Raw genomic sequence first — 18,468 nt, forward strand, 5'->3', positions numbered from 1 at the left:
ACCCCAGACTCGAGTCTGGGGTTAATACATTTAATAGAGGGCTAATTTAGCATAGCACGGTAATTGCCAGACCACCCTGAGAGGTTTCCCGGTATTTAGCATTCATATCTTTACCCGTTTCGAGCATTGTCTGAACCACTTTATCCAAAGAAACCGTGGGTGCAGAAGAGCGTCGAAGCGCCATACGTGCCGAGTTGATTGCTTTTACAGCCGCTATACCGTTTCTTTCGATACACGGAACCTGAACCTGACCGGCAACCGGGTCGCAAGTTAAGCCAAGGTTGTGTTCCATCGCGATCTCTGCCGCAATACAAACCTGTTCCGGGCTACCACCCATTAGCTCCGCAAGACCAGCGGCAGCCATTGAGCATGCAACACCAACTTCACCCTGACATCCTACCTCTGCACCAGAGATCGATGCATTACGCTTGTACAATCCACCAATTGCGCCTGAAGCAGCAAAGTAACGGGTGTATTCTTTTTCTGATACCGACTGAACAAACTTGTTGTAATAAGCAAGAACCGCGGGAATGATGCCACACGCGCCATTTGTCGGCGCTGTTACTACTCGCCCACCAGCTGCGTTTTCTTCGTTTACTGCAAACGCAAACATGTTTACCCAATCAATAACAGACATTGGATCATTGCTTGTTTTTTCCATCGCCATTAATTGCTGGCGAAGTGCCGATGCCCGGCGAGGCACGCGCAATGGACCCGGAAGCAGCCCTTCGGTATTCATTCCGCGATCCATACACTCATGCATGGTTTTCCAGATACTGGCAAAGTACTCACGCGACTCTTGCTCTGAGTGCATATGTTTCAGGTTTTCCATCACTAAAGCGCTGATAGAAAGGCCGCTTACTTTGCACTGTTCAACCAACTCTTCTGCCGAAGTGAAATCGTAAGGAACGGTAATATTACTGTTTTGTTCCTTACCAAAGTTTTCTTCATCAACAATAAAACCACCACCAATCGAGTAGTATGTTTTTGAATAGGCTTTTTCGTCTTCAATCCATGCATGGATCTGCATACCGTTTTCATGCAAATCCAGGTTAGATCTATGGAAGTTCATGCCTTCGCTTTTAGGAAACGACACCGTATGACAGTGCATTCCAACAGGCAGGCGCTCCGTTTCTTCTACACGAGAAATAAAGCCCGGTATCGAGTCAATATCCACTTTTTCCGGTGTGTTACCGGCAAGACCCATAATAATTGCAATATCTGTGTGGTGACCTTTCCCTGTCAGTGATAGTGATCCATAAACATCAACGGTAATCTTGGTGATATCACGCAGCTTTCCCATTGTGCGTAAATCATCAATAAATTCTTTACCCGCTTTCATTGGACCAACGGTATGAGAACTTGATGGGCCAACACCTATTTTATAGATATCAAATACACTAATCATTTTGATGTACCTTACTGAGAAGCCCCTCGCGTAGGGAGGCTTATATCGAAACTGTGTTTAATACTTTTAATTCAAAGAATTAAAGTGCGCCGTAAATTACAGATGTGATTGCTGCGAAGCCACAAATCGTCGTGAAGATCTGTACTGGCAAAGAAGTTTTGTACTTCGCCATTGATGGTACTGCCTGCATTGCAAAAACAGGCATCAGGAACAGAATAGCTGCGATCATAGGTGCGCCCATTGTTTCAATCATGTCCAGAATACTTGGGTTTACGATTGCGGCTGCCCATGTAGTCAGTACGATGAACACAAGTGAGATTTTTTCAATCTTGCTTACTTCTAACTTAGAGCGTGACTTGATTAGGCCAACAAGACCTTCATGAGCACCAAGGAAGTGGCCAAAGTAGCTAGATGTAATTGCTGCAAATGCAACGACAGGGCCCATGTAAGAGATGATTGGAGATTGGTGTACGTTTGCAAGGTAAGACAGAATAGAAATGTTTTGCTCTTTCGCTGAGTTTAGCTGTTCTGGCGACAGAGACAGCACAACAGAGAATACGAAGAACATGACAAAACCCATCAACATCATTGCTGCTCCGCCAGTAATCATATCGGTTTTTTGTGCTGCTGACTCACCGTAAACGCGACGCTGCTCTTTAGAGAACTGAGAAATAACCGGGCTGTGATTGAATGAAAATACGATAATTGGAATGGCGAGCCATATAGTTGAAGGCATTGATGACCAGTCTGGGTCAACACTCATCATCGATGTGTTCCAGTCTGGAATTAGGTAGCAAGAAAGAGCCAGAAGAATGAATACCAGAGGGTATACCATTGCGGAAGTTGCTTTAAGCATCAGCTCTTTGCCGAACACAACACCAGCAGTCATAAGAGCAATTAAGCCACCAGACAACAACCAACGAGGTAGTGGATCCGCCCCAATCTGGTTCACAAGGAAAGAATCTACCGTATTGGTAATACCAACACCGTAAATAAGAACAATAGGGTAAATAGCGAAAAAGTAAGCAAAAGTGATAAGGTTTGCGCCAGTTTTACCAAAGTGTTCTTCTACCGTGTCCGTGATATCGGCTTCTGGATTCTTCGCAGAAAGAACAAAACGTGCCAGGCTTTTATGTGCAAACCAGGTCATTGGTGCTGCGATTAGGGCTAGAATAACTAATGGCCAGAACCCACCAGCGCCCGCTTTAATGGGAAGGAAAAGTACGCCGGCTCCTACCGCTGTACCAAAAAGAGAAAGACACCAGGTGAAGTCTTTATAGGTCCACTTCCGTGAATTCTGTTTATCGTTCGTCACAACTATAGATGATTGCATTTTTTAACTCTTATATGGGTTAATGAATTATTAGGCGCGCAATCATACTGATAAAAGGCAGGTTGTCACTGAGAGCTGACATGTTTGTATAGCATAATGACAGAACTCTGACATTAGGAACTTTTTCAAGGTTCACGTCATAACATTTACTTAGCTTCAGGTTAATTTATCTAATCCGAAATCCAACTCAATGAAGTACATCGTACCAATTAAAAAAAGACAACCTCCTTATTTTCTCCATATTCAGAACACATTTATTCATTACGGTAGGTATCGAAAGATTTAATTAAGTATTGAGGTTTGGTTGTGACCAAATTTAAGCTTTTTCTGGTTTCTATTGCCATGTTACCTATACAGAACAAAGCGTTGTCCGCAGAGATTTCTACTCAAATCTACAATGGCACAGAAGCAACCGTCGACACGTTCCCATCCATCGCTACGCTTTACTATGATGCTATTGATTACACCGGCCTATATGGCATGTACTGTGGCGCAACGATTCTGGATGAACAGCATGTACTAACAGCTGCACACTGCTTATATGACGGTAACGGCGATCTGAACGAAGACTATCTTGTCTACACCTCTGTAGCGATCCAAATGGAAAATGAAAGTCAGTTCTTAGACGGTTCTGTAGAAGTGATTCGTGCCTCAGAGTTCTACCCACACAGTGACTATGTTGATTCATCCTCTTCAACAGGAGCCTCGTGGCCAAACGATATTGCAATCATAAAGCTTGATTCACCGATAAGTGTGAGTAGTTCCGACTATGTTGTGCGTGCAAGCGATGATTTTTATAGAGGTACCGATGGAGAGCCCATGATTGCCGTTGGACATGGTTATACTGAAAATGGCGATGAAGATGAGCTTCTGCAAACCACTCTAAACTACGAAGCAGGAGAATGTGATCTGGGAGATTTAAATGACTCTCAAATTTGTATGACTGGAGAGTTAGACGAAGATACAGGAGTTAGGAACACCACCTGTTCAGGAGATTCTGGTGGACCTTTATACTGGTTTGATGGAGATGAGTATGTTCAGGCCGGCATTACTAGCTATGGCTGGTCAGGCTGTTATAACGCTAATTCAGATGATACTTCTGTATTTACAGAAGTCGTCGACTATCAAACCTGGATAGCCTCCGTACTCGCGGGAAATGAAGCACCTTCCTATACAGTGACTGAGGAAGACAGAGAAGATTATGAACAGGAAGACTGGTCTTCGCCTGATTTTAATACCCGTGACATCGATCAGGATGATAACAGTGAGGAAAGCAGCACCGACACGTCTTCCGATAGTGGTGGTAGCTCAGGGTATTGGGGAATATCTTTACTGTTATTGCTGACCTTTAGGAGGCACTTAGAGCGCAACTATGGGCACAACCTGTTCAGCTAACCTCACGCAATCTCGACCTGCTGACTTTGCTTCAAATAACGCTATATCTGCTCGGTGGACCCAGGCTTTGAGGGGCTCACCGACTTGATATGAAGCTATACCTGCACTAACCGTGAGGGACTCTAATGGGCCAAAACTTTGCTCAGAAATTCTCTCGCGAATTTTAGCCATAGCGCACAATGCCATCTCAGGGGTTGCCTGTGTGAGCAAAATGATGAACTCTTCTCCGCCCCAGCGACAAATGACATTCTCTTTACGTGTATACCGGGTAAGTATATGAGCTATCCTGGATAAAACCGCATCTCCGACATCATGGCCATACGTATCATTTACCGCCTTAAAATGATCGATATCTATCAGGATAAGAGAAGCAGGTAGATCATGCCTTGCAGCACGAGACATCTCTTTTTCAGCAAACACATTAAAAGCTCTTCGGTTATACAGTTCCGTCAAAGGATCTTTAGAGGCCATTTCTTCAAGTGCTTTATTCTTCTCTTCCAACTTTTGGTAGGCAGCATTCAACTCATGTGTTCTGTCAGCGACCAACTCTTCAAGGTTGTGAGTGTGTTTATGCACCTGATTAATCGTTTCACTGAATGCCCTGGATAACTGCCCTATCTCATCCTCAGATTTCACGGTAATAATTGGTGTAAAGCGATTGTCTACAGAATCCCTAACCACATGGGTTAGCTGTTTAATCGGAGAGGTTATTCTGTTGGTTAGGTTAATGACAACGAACAAAAAGATAAACATCAGCACCAATGACACGCCTAGTACGTTCATCAAAATTGAATATATCTCTTTAAATATTACAGACTTATCAGTTGCAACAAATAACGTCCATTCTGGTAAGTAATCCACTTTTGCAAACGTGACTATCTTAGACTCGTTTGAATGCTCATTATAGTACTCACCATAACCAACCTCATTGGTTCGCGTTTTGTTCCCAATTGCGCTAAAGCCTGGAAAGCCAATTTCATCAGCAGCAAATATATTGGCGTTCAAAATCAGGTTCCTACTCGGGTGAGCGATGACCTCACCACCAACTCCAGATAAAAACGCATAGCTCCCTTCTCCGAAGGTTATTGAAGACAACTGTTGTGTCAAATGTTCTAACGAAATAGAAACCGCAATCCAACCTTGCCATTCGCCATTTCGATTACGAATTGGTACACCCAAGGTTACGGTTTTTTCTTTAGTGAACAGACCTAATTCTCCGGGAGTAATGCTGTATTCAGATTTGTACCAACTCTTATTTTTAACAAACGGCAAGTCCGATACGGGGAGACTGATTCCGGTGAGATCTATCGCGTTGAACTTCTTATCGACATAAATCGCATTTCGAAATGAACCACCACCAAGATCCACTAACCTGTGTAATTCATTGATGATGTATTCCTTATCACCTTGCTTAACATTGCTCTGGCTGCTTACTGCTTTGAGTGCTGTTACATATTGGTGGAACTCGCTACTCACCAGGTTGGCATGCAATTGGGAGAGAGACAAAGAGTTGTCCAACGCCAGGTCCAGGACTTTACCTTTCTCGCTTAGGTAAACCACACTCAAGAGCAATACAATAAAAACCATTGTTATCGCAGAGTAGGTTAATATTAATTTTGTTCTGATACTGTTTATCATATTCTAGTTATTTTAGGGGAGAACTCAGCTTGCAGCCCCTACTCTGCCGTCCATTCTACTTCTACTAACGTTTTTTCACCGCACTTCACGCGCCCGGTAAACTTATCGCCCCGGTGTATCACACCAACACCTTTGGGCGTGCCTGTCATAATGATATCGTTAGTTTGCAGCGAGGTATAAGTGCTCAACTCCTGTAATATCACTCTGGGTGGATACAGCATCTGGCTCACATGACCACTTTGAATCCTTACTCCATTGATACATAACTCAAGACTCAGGTCATCCATATCCACCTTTCCCAGAGGAACAAATCGACTCAATACGACAGAGCCGTCGAATGCTTTTGCTCTCTCCCAGGGTAAACCTTTCGCTTTGAGGTTGGATTGAAGTTTACGCTTTGTAAGATCCAACCCAAAGCCAACTGCAGCAAGACTTTTCTTACGTACCAAGAAACAAATCTCTGCCTCATAATGAAGAGGCTCTTGATGAAAAGCATTCAGCCTGCATGTAATTGCTGAGTTGGGCTTATTGAACACAACCATCTGCTCAGGTATAGAATTGCCGAGTTCCTCTATGTGTTCAACGTAATTGCAGCCAATGCAAACAATCTTTGAGGGTTTTACTTTGCGCTCCCCCAATACAACAGTATTCATCTTCCCTTCCTTGGAACTCAACCCATTACGAAAACATACATTCTATCTTGATACCGAAAAGCAGGTCTACTTCAGCTTTCAAATTTATTCGACTTAAACCCATTGATAGTCGACAAAAATAATATTGCGCGCAATATAGTTGCATTAAATTTAAAATTGAGTATATAATGCAAGCAACTTAATAGCGCACAACCAAATATAGCGAGAAATAGTATGTCAGCACTATACACAACATCAGCAACAGCACTAGCAGGCCGCAATGGTAAGGTATCAACAGACGATGGTCTGCTTGAGGTCAATCTGGCTTATCCAAAAGAGATGGGAGGTTCTGGTGCAGCAACTAACCCAGAGCAACTATTTGCTGCTGGTTATGCTGCCTGTTTTTCTAATGCAATTCTGCATGTAGCTCGCGAAGCTAAAGTGAAGCTAGCCGAGGCTCCAGTTACCGCTGAAGTAGGTATTGGACCAAATGCCGAAGGCGGATTTGCTTTAACGGTTAGCTTGGCCGCAAAACTAGACCTGGAACAGGATGCGGCCCTTGAACTGGTTCGCACTGCACACAAGGTGTGCCCTTATTCAAACGCTACCCGAGGTAATATCGATGTCGCTGTTACCGTTAACGGTGAAGCAATCTAATTATTTGTAGTGAATCAATACTCTCAATTAACTTGAGTCAAGGCGACTAATCCACTGCCTGATTCTTTTTCACAAAAAACGCTCGCATACTTATCTCTAAGTTTGTGCGAGCGTTATTTTTTATTGGTTCGTTTATATTGGCTCGAACGACTACAAGTATTCGCAAAGATACGCTGTTGATTGCTCGACCTTCACATCAAAGGAAGAATCACCCGCAACTTCAAAGGCATCACCCGAGTTAAATGTACGCCACTCATCTTCACCTTTGCGCTTAATTGTTAGTGCGCCCTTTACTACTGTCATTCTCTCTGGAGCAGCGGTTCCAAAAGTATACTCGCCTACCGCCATTACCCCTACACTGCTGTCTCCATCTTCCTGGGAAAAGCCAAGCGATTTAACTCCGCCATCAAAGTATGTGTTTTCTTTAATCATAATACGTCCTGTTTTATTTCTGTCTGAGGTTGTGTCTGTTATGTTTTTTTAGTTGGTCGTCCTTTTTATCGAATTATCAGCAATGGCTCAACCTTTTCTTTCCTGGCCTGATCCGGATAAAGAGCAATTTTGTTCAAGTTTTCCATCGAACTCTAATCTATATTGTGGGAGGATTAATGCCACAGACACAATGGAACTTATAAATGAGTAAAGAGAATCACTTTCAGTTTGCAGCCAGTAAGCACCTTGATACGGTGACGACGCTGAGTGCAAATATGAGTGACTTTTCTTATGATAAACATGCGCACGAAGAGTTCTCTATCGGTGTCACTTTAAAAGGGCGACAGGACTTTTCGCTTGCCGCTCTTTCCATAAAAGTTCCCCTGTAAACATTGTATTGTTTAACCCGGATGATGTGCACGATGGACATTCCGGGGGCGATGTCGACCTTGAATATATGATGTTGTACCTCCACCCAGATGAAGTAAAACATCAGTTTCAGGCGCTTGGCGCTAATATGAAACAATCTTTACGGGTAGATGGTACTGTGCTTGATGACCCGATCCTTCGCCATCAGGTTATATCCCTTTCTCATCTGATTAAAGATGACAGCACGACCAAAATAGAACATGAGTCGGGTCTGTTCCAGGTTGCTCAATCGCTTGTACGATTAAGTGGGCAATTGGAAGATACAACACCCGGTACCCGTAAAGAAAAACTACTGTTGAGAGCGAAAGAGTTTGTACTCGCAAACTTGCATGACGATATCTCTATCGATGACATTTCTGAAGCGGCTAACTTGTCAAAATATCATTTTATTCGCCTGTTTCGTTCTCAATATGGCATTACTCCACACCAGTATGTACTGAACTGCCGCATCAACGCTGCGCGTAAAGCGCTTGAAGTAGGTACACCTTCTGTAGACGTCGCACAAGCTTGTGGCTTTGCTGATAGCAGCCACTTAAATCGCAGGTTTAAGCGATACTTCGGAATGACACCAAAGCAATATCAGTTACAGCTTTCTCTATAATTTTCAGAAAAGAATTCAATATGTTAGAAATTTTCGCGTACGGGATCAGTGTGATGTATAGCCCTGGTCCTATCAACTTACTCGGTTTGCACAGTGGTTTAAAAGGCAAGGGAAAAGCTCACTTTGGTTTTTACGTTGGCGTTGCTTCCGCAATGCTAATCTTGTTTATTTCACTGGCATTTTTAGGCTCAAAGGTCATTGATAAATCGGTTTTGCCTTATATCAGTATCCTGGGATGCAGCTATATCATTTATATTGCCTGGAAGGTATTCAGAGCAAACATCAATATTAAGAACGATGATACAGGAAAGAGCAACTTAAGGTATCGTGATGGATTAATCATGCATCTGCTTAATCCAAAAGCGCTAATTGCAACACTCCCGATCTCTACCATTCAGTTTCCTGCGGCAGGTATTGCAGGTAGCCAGATATTCTTCTGGTCACTTATTTTATCTATTGTTGCGTTTGGCGCGCCAGCCAGTTACGCGTTGGCAGGCTCTGTTCTGGGAAAAAGAATCGAAAACCCGGTTTACTTTAAAACCTTCAACTACCTGATGTCGGTTATGTTGGTCTATGTTGCGCTAAGTATTGGCTATGAACATATCTATCTTTCGTGGACGAATGTTTAAACTACATACTCTGATCAATGTTTAAACTACATACTCTGATCTAAGTTAAATGGATATCCCAGCCAAACTTTGTCGCCAAATGAGTGAGCTTGTTGGTTTCATTATCCGTTTCTTGCCTAAACCAATCCACCAGCTCATCAACAATGGGGGATTGTGTTTTCTGATGGCAATAATACTTCCAGGGGCTGGGATATACACCAGCCTTTTCAGGACATACAAGAAAGCCTCTTTCCAATTCAGGCAATACCAGCAACAAGTCGGTGACTGTCGCGCCCTGCCCGGATAAACAAGCACTTAAGGCCAAATCCAGAGTAAAGAATGTTGAGTTTCGAACCCTTTTTACCGGGTAACCCGATGCGTTGAGCCAGGACTTCCAATCCACATGGTCGAGTGATGGATGAAGCCGAGGCATTTTTAATACTGAATCCAGATCTGAATCATCGTTCAAAAGGCTTTTTGCACACACTGGTGCCATATACTCTTCACGTAAGAAAAAAGCGCCTTTCTCTCGACTTATTTGCTTGGGTTTCATAGTAGTAAAAATCAGCAAATCATAGTCATCGCTGACCTCTTCCTCTATCGTCGGTATAACAACAATTTCATACTCAGAGTACCGCTCACTTAAATGCTGAATTTTGGGAATAAGTGAACGAGTCGCATAACTCAACGATGCTTTTATCACGATTCTGTGCGGCTCTGGATCTCTCCAGGACGCAAGCAAAGACTCCACCGCCTGGTAGTTACCTGCCAAAACAGCAAACAATGCCTGACCTTTTTCTGTTAGTTCGATTGAGCGATGTTTGCGCACGATTAATGATGCGTTCAGATCATCCTCTAGCTGTTTTACCTGTCGGCTAACCGCACTTTGAGTGACGTGCAGTTCATTAGATGCCCGCGTAAAGCTCATCAACCTTGCTACTGATTCAAAACCTTTTAGGCTGTTATGAGAATATGGGAGGTTTGGATAAGGCGACATTGATTACCTATTCCCTGGCATGATCTGAGGTAATGTGAGAATGACATAAATGTTATTTGAGTACCAGTGTGAAAAAGCTTATCTTTGCCGGAAATCACCGAGGGTAATATGAAAAAAATTCTGTCTCTGGCGTTTCCGCTTATCATTTCACAACTTATCGCCATGGCACTGGTTCTTACGGATATCTGGATGATGTCCAGATTAAGCCTCGCGGATCTTGCGGCTGGTGGACTTGGTGCGTCCGTCTATTCGTTTGTATTTCTGGTTGCAGGTAGCATCGTAGGATGTGTCGCAAACCTTATTGCGATTGCTTATGGACAAAGTTTGTCTCGCCCGGACTATGGCATGCAACAAATCCGTTTCGCAATTAAAGGCGCAGTGATGATCTCGTTGTTGCTTACAGTGCTACTCACCTTAAGTTTTATATTTGCACCAGAATTATTGAAGACTGCAAATCAGTCAGAAGACGTTATCACAATAGCCATGAACTACCTCAATGCTCTTAAGTGGGCAATGTTACCTACATTGTTGCTACTTGTATTAAGAGGGTTAACCAGTACGTTTGGCGATGCACGTTCTGTTATGATCATGTCGGTAGCTACGGTAATACTTAATGTTCCAATCAGTTATCTTTTAGCTTTTCAGCTTAACTGGGGAATTGCTGGTTTAGGTGCAGGTACGGCTATTGCCGCATCGCTAATGCTGGTAGGTTACGGCTACTGGGTTTTCCGACAGCCGAAATATTATAGATTTGCTCCATGGCAAAACAATCACGAGTATTCATTGAAGTTGATGAATCCATTGTTTGCTATGGGCGTCCCTATCGCGCTTGCGGGCGTTTTGGAACACGGACTTATCTATGGAGGAACGCTAATGGCAGGCATGATTAGTGTTGCGTCTCTCGCTTTACACCAGATTCTGCTGCAATGTTTAAGCTTCACCTGGAACATCAATTTCGGCTTTTCACAAGCGTCTGCAATATTGGTCGGAAAAGATTTTGGCGCTAACGATTACCAGGGTATTAAACGAACCGCCAAAAACAGCTTTATTATGGTAACGGTTCTTAGCGTTATATTGGCTGGCGTGTTTATGCTGTGGCCGGACGCTATCGCAAGCCTGTTCCAGTTAGACGCAGACGGCCAAACTGACTTAACATCCCTACTATCTTCAATGATCTGGATTGTTGCTCTCTGCTTTGCTGTTGATGCGTGGCAACTGTTAGCAATCAACCTATTACGTGGCATGAAGATCGTTGTTGGCCCAACCGTTATTACTGCGGTTGGCTATTGGGCATTCGGATTGCCAGCAGCGTGGATTCTAATGCAATCATATGGTTTGGCTGGAATCTGGGGAGGTATTGGTGTCGGCTTAGGAGCAACAGGAATACTTCTTCTTATCCAGCTTGTCTTCGCGGTAAACCCAAAACCACAACAAGAAGAGCGAGCAATAGCTTAATGTGAAAAGAGCTGGTGATTGCCAGCTCTTTTTATTCAGGTATAGCTTTTTACTTCTGCAGTAAAAAATTAACTAGCTCAATATACTCTTTGGTTGAAGATATGCTTCCATCAGGAGTCAAAAGGTATCTGTTGTTAACAACAACGCCCGGTACACCTCTTAAGCCTGCATCTTTAAAGCCTTTGTCAAATCGACGTTGCATAGATTGCACAGCAAAACCATTAAATGCCGCGTCAAATTTCGCTCCATCTACACCGTTATCCACAAAGATCTGACGAAGTTCAGCATCGTTTTTAGGTGCTTGTTTTAGATCCTGAATCTGACGGAACATTACAGGTATCATTTTATCTTCAACTTTCAAAGCGATCATGGTTGCATAGGCTTTTGCCATAGAAGTACCCATGCCCCCCCCATAAACGAAACATGCGCTTTCTGGAACTTAGCACCATCGATAAGGCTGCCTTTGAGCTGATTCATTAAAGGCTCAAATGACTTACAGTGAGGGCAGTAAAACGAAAAATACTCTGTAACGATAGGTTTTGAAGATGGTGGAGTACTTAGCTCCTGATAATGCTTACCTTCTTCAAACTTTGCCGCATTAACCGCAAAACTAAGTAAGATAGTAGAAACTAAGGTGATTATTTTTTTCATTTTAATTCTCTTAAAGATTATTAGTATCGAAGAGCATGCTCCGATATGTAAACAGATTAACGTAGGACTATATTGTCCGGTGATTTAGGAGAAAATCAGCCAATCGGTGGGCGAAAGATAGATTCAGAAAGCGCCTTAGTTTTCCCAAGTGATTCATGCTGAATAAGCGCTAGTGAGAAGGTTTGTTTGGATTGTAAATCAGATGCAAAGGTCGCAGGGAATAGCGTAGTGACATTGATTGAAGGGCAACATTGATGGGAGGCTTTAGCATCTTTTCCCATCGCTAACGCACTCTCCCATGCTATTTCGTTGTGAGTCTGAATATCTTCGTACTTCTGACAATCAAGAGCCGGAGCCTCCATTTTCAGCATCGCTTCAGTGCCATCAGGGTAACTGGTATACACATAGCTGTTGGCTGAGGCAATGCCAAACACAGAGGTCAGCAGGGCTACCAATACCAGATTACAAATTAACACTGTACGACGAAAATGATTCATTAACTCACACTTAAACAAATCTCTTGTCTGAATCATAACTGATTCAGGCTAATATACTCAAGTAACATGACCCTAGAACCTGAGCTCAGCCTATGACTATCGACCTATCCGCTTACGATTGCTTTATCTTTGATATGGATGGAACGTTAATAGATACCATGCCTGCCAACCTGGCTGCGTGGGAAAAAACCGCCAATCAGTTTGGATTCCCTTTCGATTCGGACTGGACATACCAGTTAAGCGGTCAACCTAGTGCCAAGATGGCAATGCAAATGATCGAGCGCTATAAGCTAAATCATGACCCTTATGACATCGCCAAGGTAAAGATGACCTACTATCTGGGGCTTGAGAGTCATGGCGATTTTATTGAGTCAACATACTCGCTATTACGCCAATATCATGGTGAGAAAAAAATGGCGATTGGTACGGGCAGCCAAAGAAAGAGTGCAATGTTACTACTCAAAGGAAAAGGGGTCGCTCACCTGTTCGATGCCATCATTACCTCAACCGACGTATCCAACTATAAACCAGCACCTGACACTTTCCTGCTTGCCGCAGAGCGTACAGGCATTGAGCCCGAAAAGTGTGTGGTATTTGAAGATACTGAGTTAGGCAAAAAAGCCGCTCACGCGGCAGGAATGGATTGTGTAATGGTCGAAAGCAATAACCTGGTTTTCTACCCTTTCGGCGAAGGTTCCAGGTAAATAGGTAAATATGATTGAACTTGGAACACGTGAGTACAGAACCGTCAGCTTAACCATGGCTTTTGGCTCATTTCTCGTGTTCTGCAATCTATATCTTTTTCAGCCAATTCTGCCTGCACTCTCTGTGGAGCTTTCTATCTCCGCTACACAGGTAAACTGGATATTTGCTGCAACCACTTTTATGCTCTCTATGTTTTTGGTTCCCTGGGCGCTGGTGTCTGAGTCCATAGGACGAAAACAAGTAATGATGCTAGGACTATTTCTTCCACCCGCTATTAACTTTTTGATGTTACTAAATCCAGGCTTTACCGCCATGGTGATAGCTCGAGCAGCAATGGGCGTGTCACTTGCTGCGTTCGCCTCTGTCGCGGTTGCTTATATGGCAGAAGAGATGACGCCTCAGGCACTAGGCCAAGCTGTTGGGGGATATATAGCCGCGAACTCACTGGGTGGAATAACAGGAAGAATAGCTGGTGGCGTGCTAACGGATCTGTTTGATTGGCAAACAGCCGTGTTAATCATCGGCCTTTTCTCGCTTGTTGGTGCCAGTATCGTTTTAAGATCATTGCCGCAACAAAAGTACTTCAAACCACAAAAAGGACTCTTTTTTGCCCATAACCGCGGTTTAGTAATGCACGTACGAGATCATCAGGTTTGGTTTTCGATGATCATCGGCGGGATTAACTTTGCGCTTTTTGTAAACCTATTCTCAGTCATCGGTTTTAGGTTGTCTGAACCACCCTATTCACTCCCTTCCAGCTTAACTTCCCTTGTATTCCTCTGTTATCTTTCGGGAACCGTCAGCTCAGGTTTGAGCGGACGCTGGAGTCTCCGGTTCAGCCCTGTCGTAGGAATGCTATTCGGAAATCTTATCTTACTTGCCGGTATGTATCTCGCCTGGTTTGAAAGTATACCTATGATGGTTCTCGGCTTACTACTCATTAGTACCGGAGGATTTTTTACTCACGCGCTGGCTTATAGTTGGGTAAGTCAGAAAGCAAAAACAGCCAAAGCAACGGCAACCGCACTGTATCTTGTGCATTATTACATTGGAGGGAGTCTTGGGGGCTTTCTGTTGATCTATTGCTGGCAAACGGGCAACTGGCCGCTTGTTGCCTTTGGTGGAACTCTGCTTAGCAGCTGTATATTTTGGCTTGGCTATCGCCTATACAACGCACCCCGCGCGAATAAAAATTGATACGTTGTAATTTTTTTCCTCTTTCTCCGTTCTATATAGCCAGATAATAAAAGTATGCTCAGCATATGGGGAGAGAGAATGAAATCCATGCTCAAAGGGCTTTTAGCCATTGCCTTAACCGTTCCGGTATTTTTCTTACTATTTAGCGCCGAGAAAAGCTCTCAGGTATCGGCTAAAACCTCCACTTCTGGCAAGACAGAAATAGCCACATTAGCCGGTGGATGCTTTTGGTGTACTGAATCTGACTTTGAAAAGCTGGATGGCGTCATTGATGTTATTTCTGGATATTCTGGCGGCCAATTAGAAAACCCGACGTACAAACAGGTGTCGTCTGGTAAATCCGGCCATATTGAAGTCATTCAGGTCACGTACGATCCTTCCGTTGTAGATTACGAAGGTATTCTGGACCATTTATTGCGCCATATGGATCCAACCGACAACAAAGGTTCATTCGTCGATCGCGGCCCACAATACCGACCTGCTATTTTCTATCATAACCAAAGTCAAAAAAGAGATTGCCGAACGTTTTCTTAAGGAAGTAGACGAAGCATCAATTTTCGCTAAGCCTCTTGCAACAGAAATCATTGAGTTCAAGAAGTTCTATCCGGCAGAGGACTACCATCAGGACTATTACAAACGTAATAGCATTAGATACAGCTATTATCGCCATGCATCAGGTAGAGATAAGTTCCTGGACAAGGTTTTCGGTAAAGACAGAGAGGATAACCCGGTTACTCTTCGCCAGATGATCGATAAGAAAAATCAAACCTCATCGGTAAAAACGTATGTAAAGCCGTCAGATAAAGAAATAAAAAAGATGCTGACGCCACTTCAGTACAAAGTGACTCAGCACGAAGGGACCGAAAGGCCATTTGACAATGAATATTGGGATAACAAAGAAGAAGGCATTTACGTTGATATCGTAACCGGCGAACCTCTGTTTTCTTCAACCCATAAGTACCGTTCTGGTACTGGCTGGCCGAGCTTCACTCAGCCAATAAACGAAGGCTATATCACCACTAAAACAGATTACTTACTAGTTTATCCAAGAACAGAAGTCAGAAGCCGTTTCGCTGATTCACATCTGGGTCATGTGTTTAAGGACGGGCCAGCTCCTACCGGGCTAAGATATTGCATGAACTCTGCGGCAATGCGTTTTGTTCCTTACGATAAAATGAAGGAAGAAGGCTATGAAGAGTATCTATATCTATTCGAAAGTTGACACTTAAAGTGACCTCAAGATGCCGTATTCGGAACTGCATCTTGAGGAAGTCATTAATAAACTACAGCGATGCTACCAGCCCTTTCAATTGTTGCTCTAGCTCGCTGTTTCTAAAGCTACCTGACTCAATATCGAAGTTGTCATAAAAACTAGGTACCGATACTGCCCCCTTAACATCTGCTGCAAAATAGGGTGAAGACTGTTTTGCCTGAGCCAGCACACTTGCTGCGCCACCAGGGCCAGGAGAAGTAGCCAGCAATAGCATTGGTTTATTCTGAAATACCTCGCGATCGATACGAGATGTCCAGTCAAACAGGTTTTTATAAGCAGCGGTATATGAACCGTTGTGCTCCGCAAAAGAGATAACTATTACATCCGCTTCACCAAGTTTTTTATAAAAAGCTTTTGCTTGCTCTGGTTGTCCAAGCTCTTTCTCTCTGTCTTCGCTAAACAACGGCATCTCGTAATCATTGATATCCAGAAGCTCTACGTTAGCGCCCTCGATTTGGGTTGCTGCATAGTAAGCTAAACGCTGGTTAATTGAGTTTTTACTGCTGCTTGCTGCAAATGCTAATACGTTCATGGTAATTCTCCTTTGACTCAATCTGTCATCTCGTTTTGTTGGAATTACTATAGATCTTTCTCAATTAAGGATTAATAATGTAGATGTGAAATCATTATTTCCAAATGACTGTTAATAAGGAAAACTCCATGCAATCAAATCTGCTCGACGGAGTCGCTGTGTTTGTAGAAGTGGTCAACTCTGGAAGCTTTACTCACGCTGCTGCAAAGCTGGGGCACTCCACATCTCATATCAGCAAAGAGATAAACAAACTGGAAGAGCGAGTTGGTGTAAGGTTGCTTCATAGAACAACCAGAACTTTGCGGTTAAGCCCTGAAGGTGAAATCTATTATCAGAAATGCAGCCAGATAATTGATGATGTATTAGAGGCAGAAGAAGCCGTTGCCGGCAAACAAGGAAAACCAAGAGGAGTTCTCCGGGTTAGTTGCCCTGTTGCATTTGGAATATCTAAGATTCAGCCCTTTTTGGGAGAATACCTATCAAAATTTTCTGAAATTGAATTAGATATCGACCTTAATGATCGAAAGGTTGATTTGATCTCCGACGGTTTTGACGTTGTTATCAGGGCAACACCACAGTTGGAAGACTCCACAATGGTCAGCCGCAAGATTATGGACTCAGCGTCATTAACACTGGCGGCCCCCTCCTACTTGTCCAAGCATGGTGTGCCCCAAACACCAGATGATCTCGAAAAGCACAAAGTCATCAACTACAGTAATCTTAAAAATCCAAACCTCTGGAGTTATTACGACGAAAACGGCGAACTAATAGAGGTTAGGGTTGATGGCAGAACTAAGTGCAACAATTCTGAGATGATCCTTGCATTAGCAACAGCCGGGCAAGGGATAGTAAGAATGCCAGAGTTCAATCTTGGTAATCAGCTTAAGGACGGACAACTTCAAGTCCTGCTAGAGCAATATGGACAAAAAACCGTTGGAGTTTATATGGTGTACCCCAGCAGAAAGCACATGTCTTCTAAAGTAAGGAGTTTTATCGATTTCTTTGTAGAGAAGTTGAGCAAAACAAGGCCGTAGCGGCTTTGTTATTGATTCAAGTTATCTCATTAAAGCATTCACCATATACAGCCTCTAATATCTTTGTATGACTGGTATGAAACGAACAACTCAAAGGAACAGAAATGAAAATCGAACACATAGCTATCTGGTGTAAAGACTTAGAAATGATGAAGTGTTTCTACGAGAAAAACTTTAACGCAACAAGCAACGAAAAATACATCAATCAAACCAAAGGATTTTCTTCATATTTTTTGACGCTCCCCGAAGGGGCTCGAATTGAACTGATGAAAATGGAATCGATAGATGTTCTACAAGTTGACGCTTACAAGCAGTTTACTGGCCTTGCCCATATAGCCTTTTCAGTAGGATCTGTTGCAAAAGTAGATCAGATGACCAACTCATTTAAGGCAGAAGGTTATGAGATATTAGGTGAGCCTCGCTGGACCGGCGATGGCTACTATGAAAGTGTTTTGCTCGATCCAGAAGGCAACCATCTTGAAATAATGGCTTAGCTTAAGAAAGAGCATTAACTGCCACTCAACTTTGCTCCTGGCTCCCTGATTCCCTGAGAGTCATCTGGGTTATATAACTTGCAGCTGTCCAAAGACAAACAGCCACACTGGATGCACCCTCCTAACTGAGTCTGCATCCTTTTTAAGCTCTGAATTTTGTCTTCCAGTTTATCATTCCAGTTAGCAGCTAACTCTTCCCACTCGCTTCTATTAGGCGCTTTATCTGTTGGTAAAGCTGCTAGCGCTTCGCTAATTTCACCCAGAGTTAACCCAACATTTTGAGCCGCTTTAATCACCGCAATTCTCCTAAGTACCTGCCGGTTAAATCGTCGTTGATTACCCTGATTCCGATAGCTACTTATCAACCCCTTTTTTTCGTAAAAGTGCAAGGTAGGCACACTCACACCCGCCCGCTTTGCCACTTCACCAACACTCAACTCCATAAAATCATCCATAATGACGCTTGACCTAAAGTTAAGTTTAGGTTGTAGAGTTGTTTT

Annotated in this window: 19 protein-coding genes and 2 pseudogenes; 11 read left to right on the forward strand and 10 right to left on the reverse strand. The window is 43.3% G+C overall.

What is annotated here, in order from left to right; all coding sequences use genetic code 11:
• Window positions 1–46: 46 nt before the first annotated feature.
• Together P7F88_RS06660 and P7F88_RS06665 are read right to left on the reverse strand one after the other, a co-directional pair.
• A complete protein-coding gene (locus P7F88_RS06660) occupies window positions 47–1,408 on the reverse strand; it encodes an L-serine ammonia-lyase (protein WP_277823031.1) in 1,362 nt (453 codons plus the stop codon).
• 79 nt (window positions 1,409–1,487) lie between these two features.
• On the reverse strand, window positions 1,488–2,741 hold the full coding sequence (locus P7F88_RS06665) for an aromatic amino acid transport family protein (RefSeq protein ID WP_277823032.1): 1,254 nt from the start codon (window positions 2,739–2,741) through the stop codon (window positions 1,488–1,490).
• A gap of 306 nt (window positions 2,742–3,047) precedes the next feature.
• Between P7F88_RS06665 and P7F88_RS06670 the strand changes: the two genes are divergently transcribed.
• Window positions 3,048–4,136, forward strand: coding sequence for a S1 family peptidase (locus P7F88_RS06670; protein WP_277823033.1), 1,089 nt, complete (start codon window positions 3,048–3,050; stop codon window positions 4,134–4,136).
• On the opposite strand, the gene P7F88_RS06675 is transcribed toward P7F88_RS06670, so the two are convergent.
• Together P7F88_RS06675 and P7F88_RS06680 are read right to left on the reverse strand one after the other, a co-directional pair.
• Window positions 4,101–5,723 (reverse strand): sensor domain-containing diguanylate cyclase, encoded by a 1,623-nt coding sequence (locus P7F88_RS06675; protein WP_277823034.1) that lies wholly within the window; start codon window positions 5,721–5,723, stop codon window positions 4,101–4,103. The two genes, P7F88_RS06670 and P7F88_RS06675, sit on opposite strands and share 36 nt — an antisense overlap.
• An 89-nt stretch (window positions 5,724–5,812) precedes the next feature.
• A complete protein-coding gene (locus tag P7F88_RS06680; protein WP_277823036.1) occupies window positions 5,813–6,427 on the reverse strand; it encodes a fumarylacetoacetate hydrolase family protein in 615 nt (204 codons plus the stop codon).
• Window positions 6,428–6,640: 213 nt separating this feature from the next.
• Between P7F88_RS06680 and ohr the strand changes: the two genes are divergently transcribed.
• On the forward strand, window positions 6,641–7,063 hold the full coding sequence (ohr, locus tag P7F88_RS06685) for an organic hydroperoxide reductase Ohr (protein ID WP_277823038.1): 423 nt from the start codon (window positions 6,641–6,643) through the stop codon (window positions 7,061–7,063).
• A 150-nt stretch (window positions 7,064–7,213) separates the two neighbouring features.
• Here ohr and ppnP read toward each other — a convergent pair whose 3' ends face one another.
• The gene (ppnP, locus tag P7F88_RS06690) at window positions 7,214–7,495 is read right to left on the reverse strand and encodes a pyrimidine/purine nucleoside phosphorylase (protein ID WP_277823040.1); all 282 of its coding nucleotides are present in this window, start codon (window positions 7,493–7,495) and stop codon (window positions 7,214–7,216) included.
• A 203-nt stretch (window positions 7,496–7,698) separates the two neighbouring features.
• Between ppnP and P7F88_RS25635 the strand changes: the two genes are divergently transcribed.
• From P7F88_RS25635 to P7F88_RS06700, 3 genes are read left to right on the forward strand one after another with little or no spacing between them, the layout of a single operon-like run.
• Window positions 7,699–7,884, forward strand: coding sequence for an AraC family ligand binding domain-containing protein (locus P7F88_RS25635; protein ID WP_338405542.1), 186 nt, complete (start codon window positions 7,699–7,701; stop codon window positions 7,882–7,884).
• Between the two features lie 8 nt (window positions 7,885–7,892).
• Window positions 7,893–8,525: an AraC family transcriptional regulator gene (locus P7F88_RS06695; protein WP_338405543.1), complete on the forward strand. Its 633-nt coding sequence runs from the start codon at window positions 7,893–7,895 to the stop codon at window positions 8,523–8,525.
• A gap of 20 nt (window positions 8,526–8,545) precedes the next feature.
• Window positions 8,546–9,154, forward strand: coding sequence for a LysE family translocator (locus P7F88_RS06700; protein ID WP_277823042.1), 609 nt, complete (start codon window positions 8,546–8,548; stop codon window positions 9,152–9,154).
• A 40-nt stretch (window positions 9,155–9,194) separates the two neighbouring features.
• Here P7F88_RS06700 and P7F88_RS06705 read toward each other — a convergent pair whose 3' ends face one another.
• Window positions 9,195–10,130: a LysR family transcriptional regulator gene (locus P7F88_RS06705; RefSeq protein ID WP_277823043.1), complete on the reverse strand. Its 936-nt coding sequence runs from the start codon at window positions 10,128–10,130 to the stop codon at window positions 9,195–9,197.
• Between the two features lie 108 nt (window positions 10,131–10,238).
• On the opposite strand from P7F88_RS06705, the gene P7F88_RS06710 reads away from it, so the two are divergent.
• Window positions 10,239–11,585 (forward strand): MATE family efflux transporter, encoded by a 1,347-nt coding sequence (locus P7F88_RS06710; protein WP_277823045.1) that lies wholly within the window; start codon window positions 10,239–10,241, stop codon window positions 11,583–11,585.
• 49 nt (window positions 11,586–11,634) lie between these two features.
• On the opposite strand, the pseudogene P7F88_RS06715 reads toward P7F88_RS06710, so the two are convergent.
• Together P7F88_RS06715 and P7F88_RS06720 are read right to left on the reverse strand one after the other, a co-directional pair.
• A pseudogene (locus tag P7F88_RS06715) lies at window positions 11,635–12,236 on the reverse strand (thiol:disulfide interchange protein DsbA/DsbL).
• Window positions 12,237–12,331: 95 nt separating this feature from the next.
• Window positions 12,332–12,733, reverse strand: a complete 402-nt coding sequence (locus P7F88_RS06720; RefSeq protein WP_277823047.1) for a hypothetical protein — start codon at window positions 12,731–12,733, stop codon at window positions 12,332–12,334.
• 92 nt (window positions 12,734–12,825) lie between these two features.
• Between P7F88_RS06720 and P7F88_RS06725 the strand changes: the two genes are divergently transcribed.
• The 3 genes and pseudogenes from P7F88_RS06725 (at window position 12,826) to msrB (ending at window position 15,857) form a co-directional block, all read left to right on the forward strand.
• Window positions 12,826–13,437, forward strand: coding sequence for an HAD family hydrolase (locus P7F88_RS06725; protein ID WP_277823049.1), 612 nt, complete (start codon window positions 12,826–12,828; stop codon window positions 13,435–13,437).
• 10 nt (window positions 13,438–13,447) lie between these two features.
• A complete protein-coding gene (locus P7F88_RS06730; RefSeq protein ID WP_277823051.1) occupies window positions 13,448–14,635 on the forward strand; it encodes an MFS transporter in 1,188 nt (395 codons plus the stop codon).
• A gap of 78 nt (window positions 14,636–14,713) precedes the next feature.
• Window positions 14,714–15,857: pseudogene (gene msrB / locus P7F88_RS06735) on the forward strand (peptide-methionine (R)-S-oxide reductase MsrB).
• A 61-nt stretch (window positions 15,858–15,918) separates the two neighbouring features.
• Here msrB and P7F88_RS06740 read toward each other — a convergent pair.
• Window positions 15,919–16,440, reverse strand: a complete 522-nt coding sequence (locus P7F88_RS06740; protein WP_277823053.1) for an NADPH-dependent FMN reductase — start codon at window positions 16,438–16,440, stop codon at window positions 15,919–15,921.
• A gap of 128 nt (window positions 16,441–16,568) precedes the next feature.
• Here P7F88_RS06740 and P7F88_RS06745 point away from each other — a divergent pair, with 128 nt between their 5' ends.
• Both P7F88_RS06745 and P7F88_RS06750 read left to right on the forward strand, forming a co-directional pair.
• Entirely contained in the window at window positions 16,569–17,474 is a 906-nt protein-coding gene (locus P7F88_RS06745; protein ID WP_277823055.1) for a LysR family transcriptional regulator, read from the forward strand.
• Window positions 17,475–17,578: 104 nt separating this feature from the next.
• Window positions 17,579–17,968, forward strand: a complete 390-nt coding sequence (locus P7F88_RS06750; protein ID WP_277823057.1) for a VOC family protein — start codon at window positions 17,579–17,581, stop codon at window positions 17,966–17,968.
• Between the two features lie 14 nt (window positions 17,969–17,982).
• On the opposite strand, the gene soxR is transcribed toward P7F88_RS06750, so the two are convergent.
• A complete protein-coding gene (gene soxR, locus P7F88_RS06755) occupies window positions 17,983–18,411 on the reverse strand; it encodes a redox-sensitive transcriptional activator SoxR (protein ID WP_277824568.1) in 429 nt (142 codons plus the stop codon).
• Window positions 18,412–18,468: the final 57 nt, after the last annotated feature.

Origin of the sequence: Vibrio hannami, assembly GCF_029589055.1 — a bacterium.
Taxonomy (GTDB): domain Bacteria; phylum Pseudomonadota; class Gammaproteobacteria; order Enterobacterales; family Vibrionaceae; genus Vibrio; species Vibrio hannami.

Excerpts from the sequence above, each read along its gene's own strand:
- P7F88_RS06745 (WP_277823055.1), top strand. The coding sequence starts at position 16,569 with ATGCAATCAAATCTGCTCGACGGAGTCGCTGTGTTTGTAGAAGTGGTC.
- P7F88_RS06720 (WP_277823047.1), bottom strand. The coding sequence starts at position 12,733 with ATGAATCATTTTCGTCGTACAGTGTTAATTTGTAATCTGGTATTGGTA.
- P7F88_RS06665 (WP_277823032.1), bottom strand. The coding sequence starts at position 2,741 with ATGCAATCATCTATAGTTGTGACGAACGATAAACAGAATTCACGGAAG.
- P7F88_RS06660 (WP_277823031.1), bottom strand. The coding sequence starts at position 1,408 with ATGATTAGTGTATTTGATATCTATAAAATAGGTGTTGGCCCATCAAGT.
- P7F88_RS06700 (WP_277823042.1), top strand. The coding sequence starts at position 8,546 with ATGTTAGAAATTTTCGCGTACGGGATCAGTGTGATGTATAGCCCTGGT.
- P7F88_RS06710 (WP_277823045.1), top strand. The coding sequence starts at position 10,239 with ATGAAAAAAATTCTGTCTCTGGCGTTTCCGCTTATCATTTCACAACTT.
- ohr (WP_277823038.1), top strand. The coding sequence starts at position 6,641 with ATGTCAGCACTATACACAACATCAGCAACAGCACTAGCAGGCCGCAAT.
- P7F88_RS06675 (WP_277823034.1), bottom strand. The coding sequence starts at position 5,723 with ATGGTTTTTATTGTATTGCTCTTGAGTGTGGTTTACCTAAGCGAGAAA.
- P7F88_RS06750 (WP_277823057.1), top strand. The coding sequence starts at position 17,579 with ATGAAAATCGAACACATAGCTATCTGGTGTAAAGACTTAGAAATGATG.
- P7F88_RS06725 (WP_277823049.1), top strand. The coding sequence starts at position 12,826 with ATGACTATCGACCTATCCGCTTACGATTGCTTTATCTTTGATATGGAT.
- P7F88_RS25635 (WP_338405542.1), top strand. The coding sequence starts at position 7,699 with ATGAGTAAAGAGAATCACTTTCAGTTTGCAGCCAGTAAGCACCTTGAT.
- P7F88_RS06730 (WP_277823051.1), top strand. The coding sequence starts at position 13,448 with ATGATTGAACTTGGAACACGTGAGTACAGAACCGTCAGCTTAACCATG.
- P7F88_RS06705 (WP_277823043.1), bottom strand. The coding sequence starts at position 10,130 with ATGTCGCCTTATCCAAACCTCCCATATTCTCATAACAGCCTAAAAGGT.
- P7F88_RS06740 (WP_277823053.1), bottom strand. The coding sequence starts at position 16,440 with ATGAACGTATTAGCATTTGCAGCAAGCAGCAGTAAAAACTCAATTAAC.
- P7F88_RS06680 (WP_277823036.1), bottom strand. The coding sequence starts at position 6,427 with ATGAATACTGTTGTATTGGGGGAGCGCAAAGTAAAACCCTCAAAGATT.
- ppnP (WP_277823040.1), bottom strand. The coding sequence starts at position 7,495 with ATGATTAAAGAAAACACATACTTTGATGGCGGAGTTAAATCGCTTGGC.
- soxR (WP_277824568.1), bottom strand. The coding sequence starts at position 18,411 with ATGGAGTTGAGTGTTGGTGAAGTGGCAAAGCGGGCGGGTGTGAGTGTG.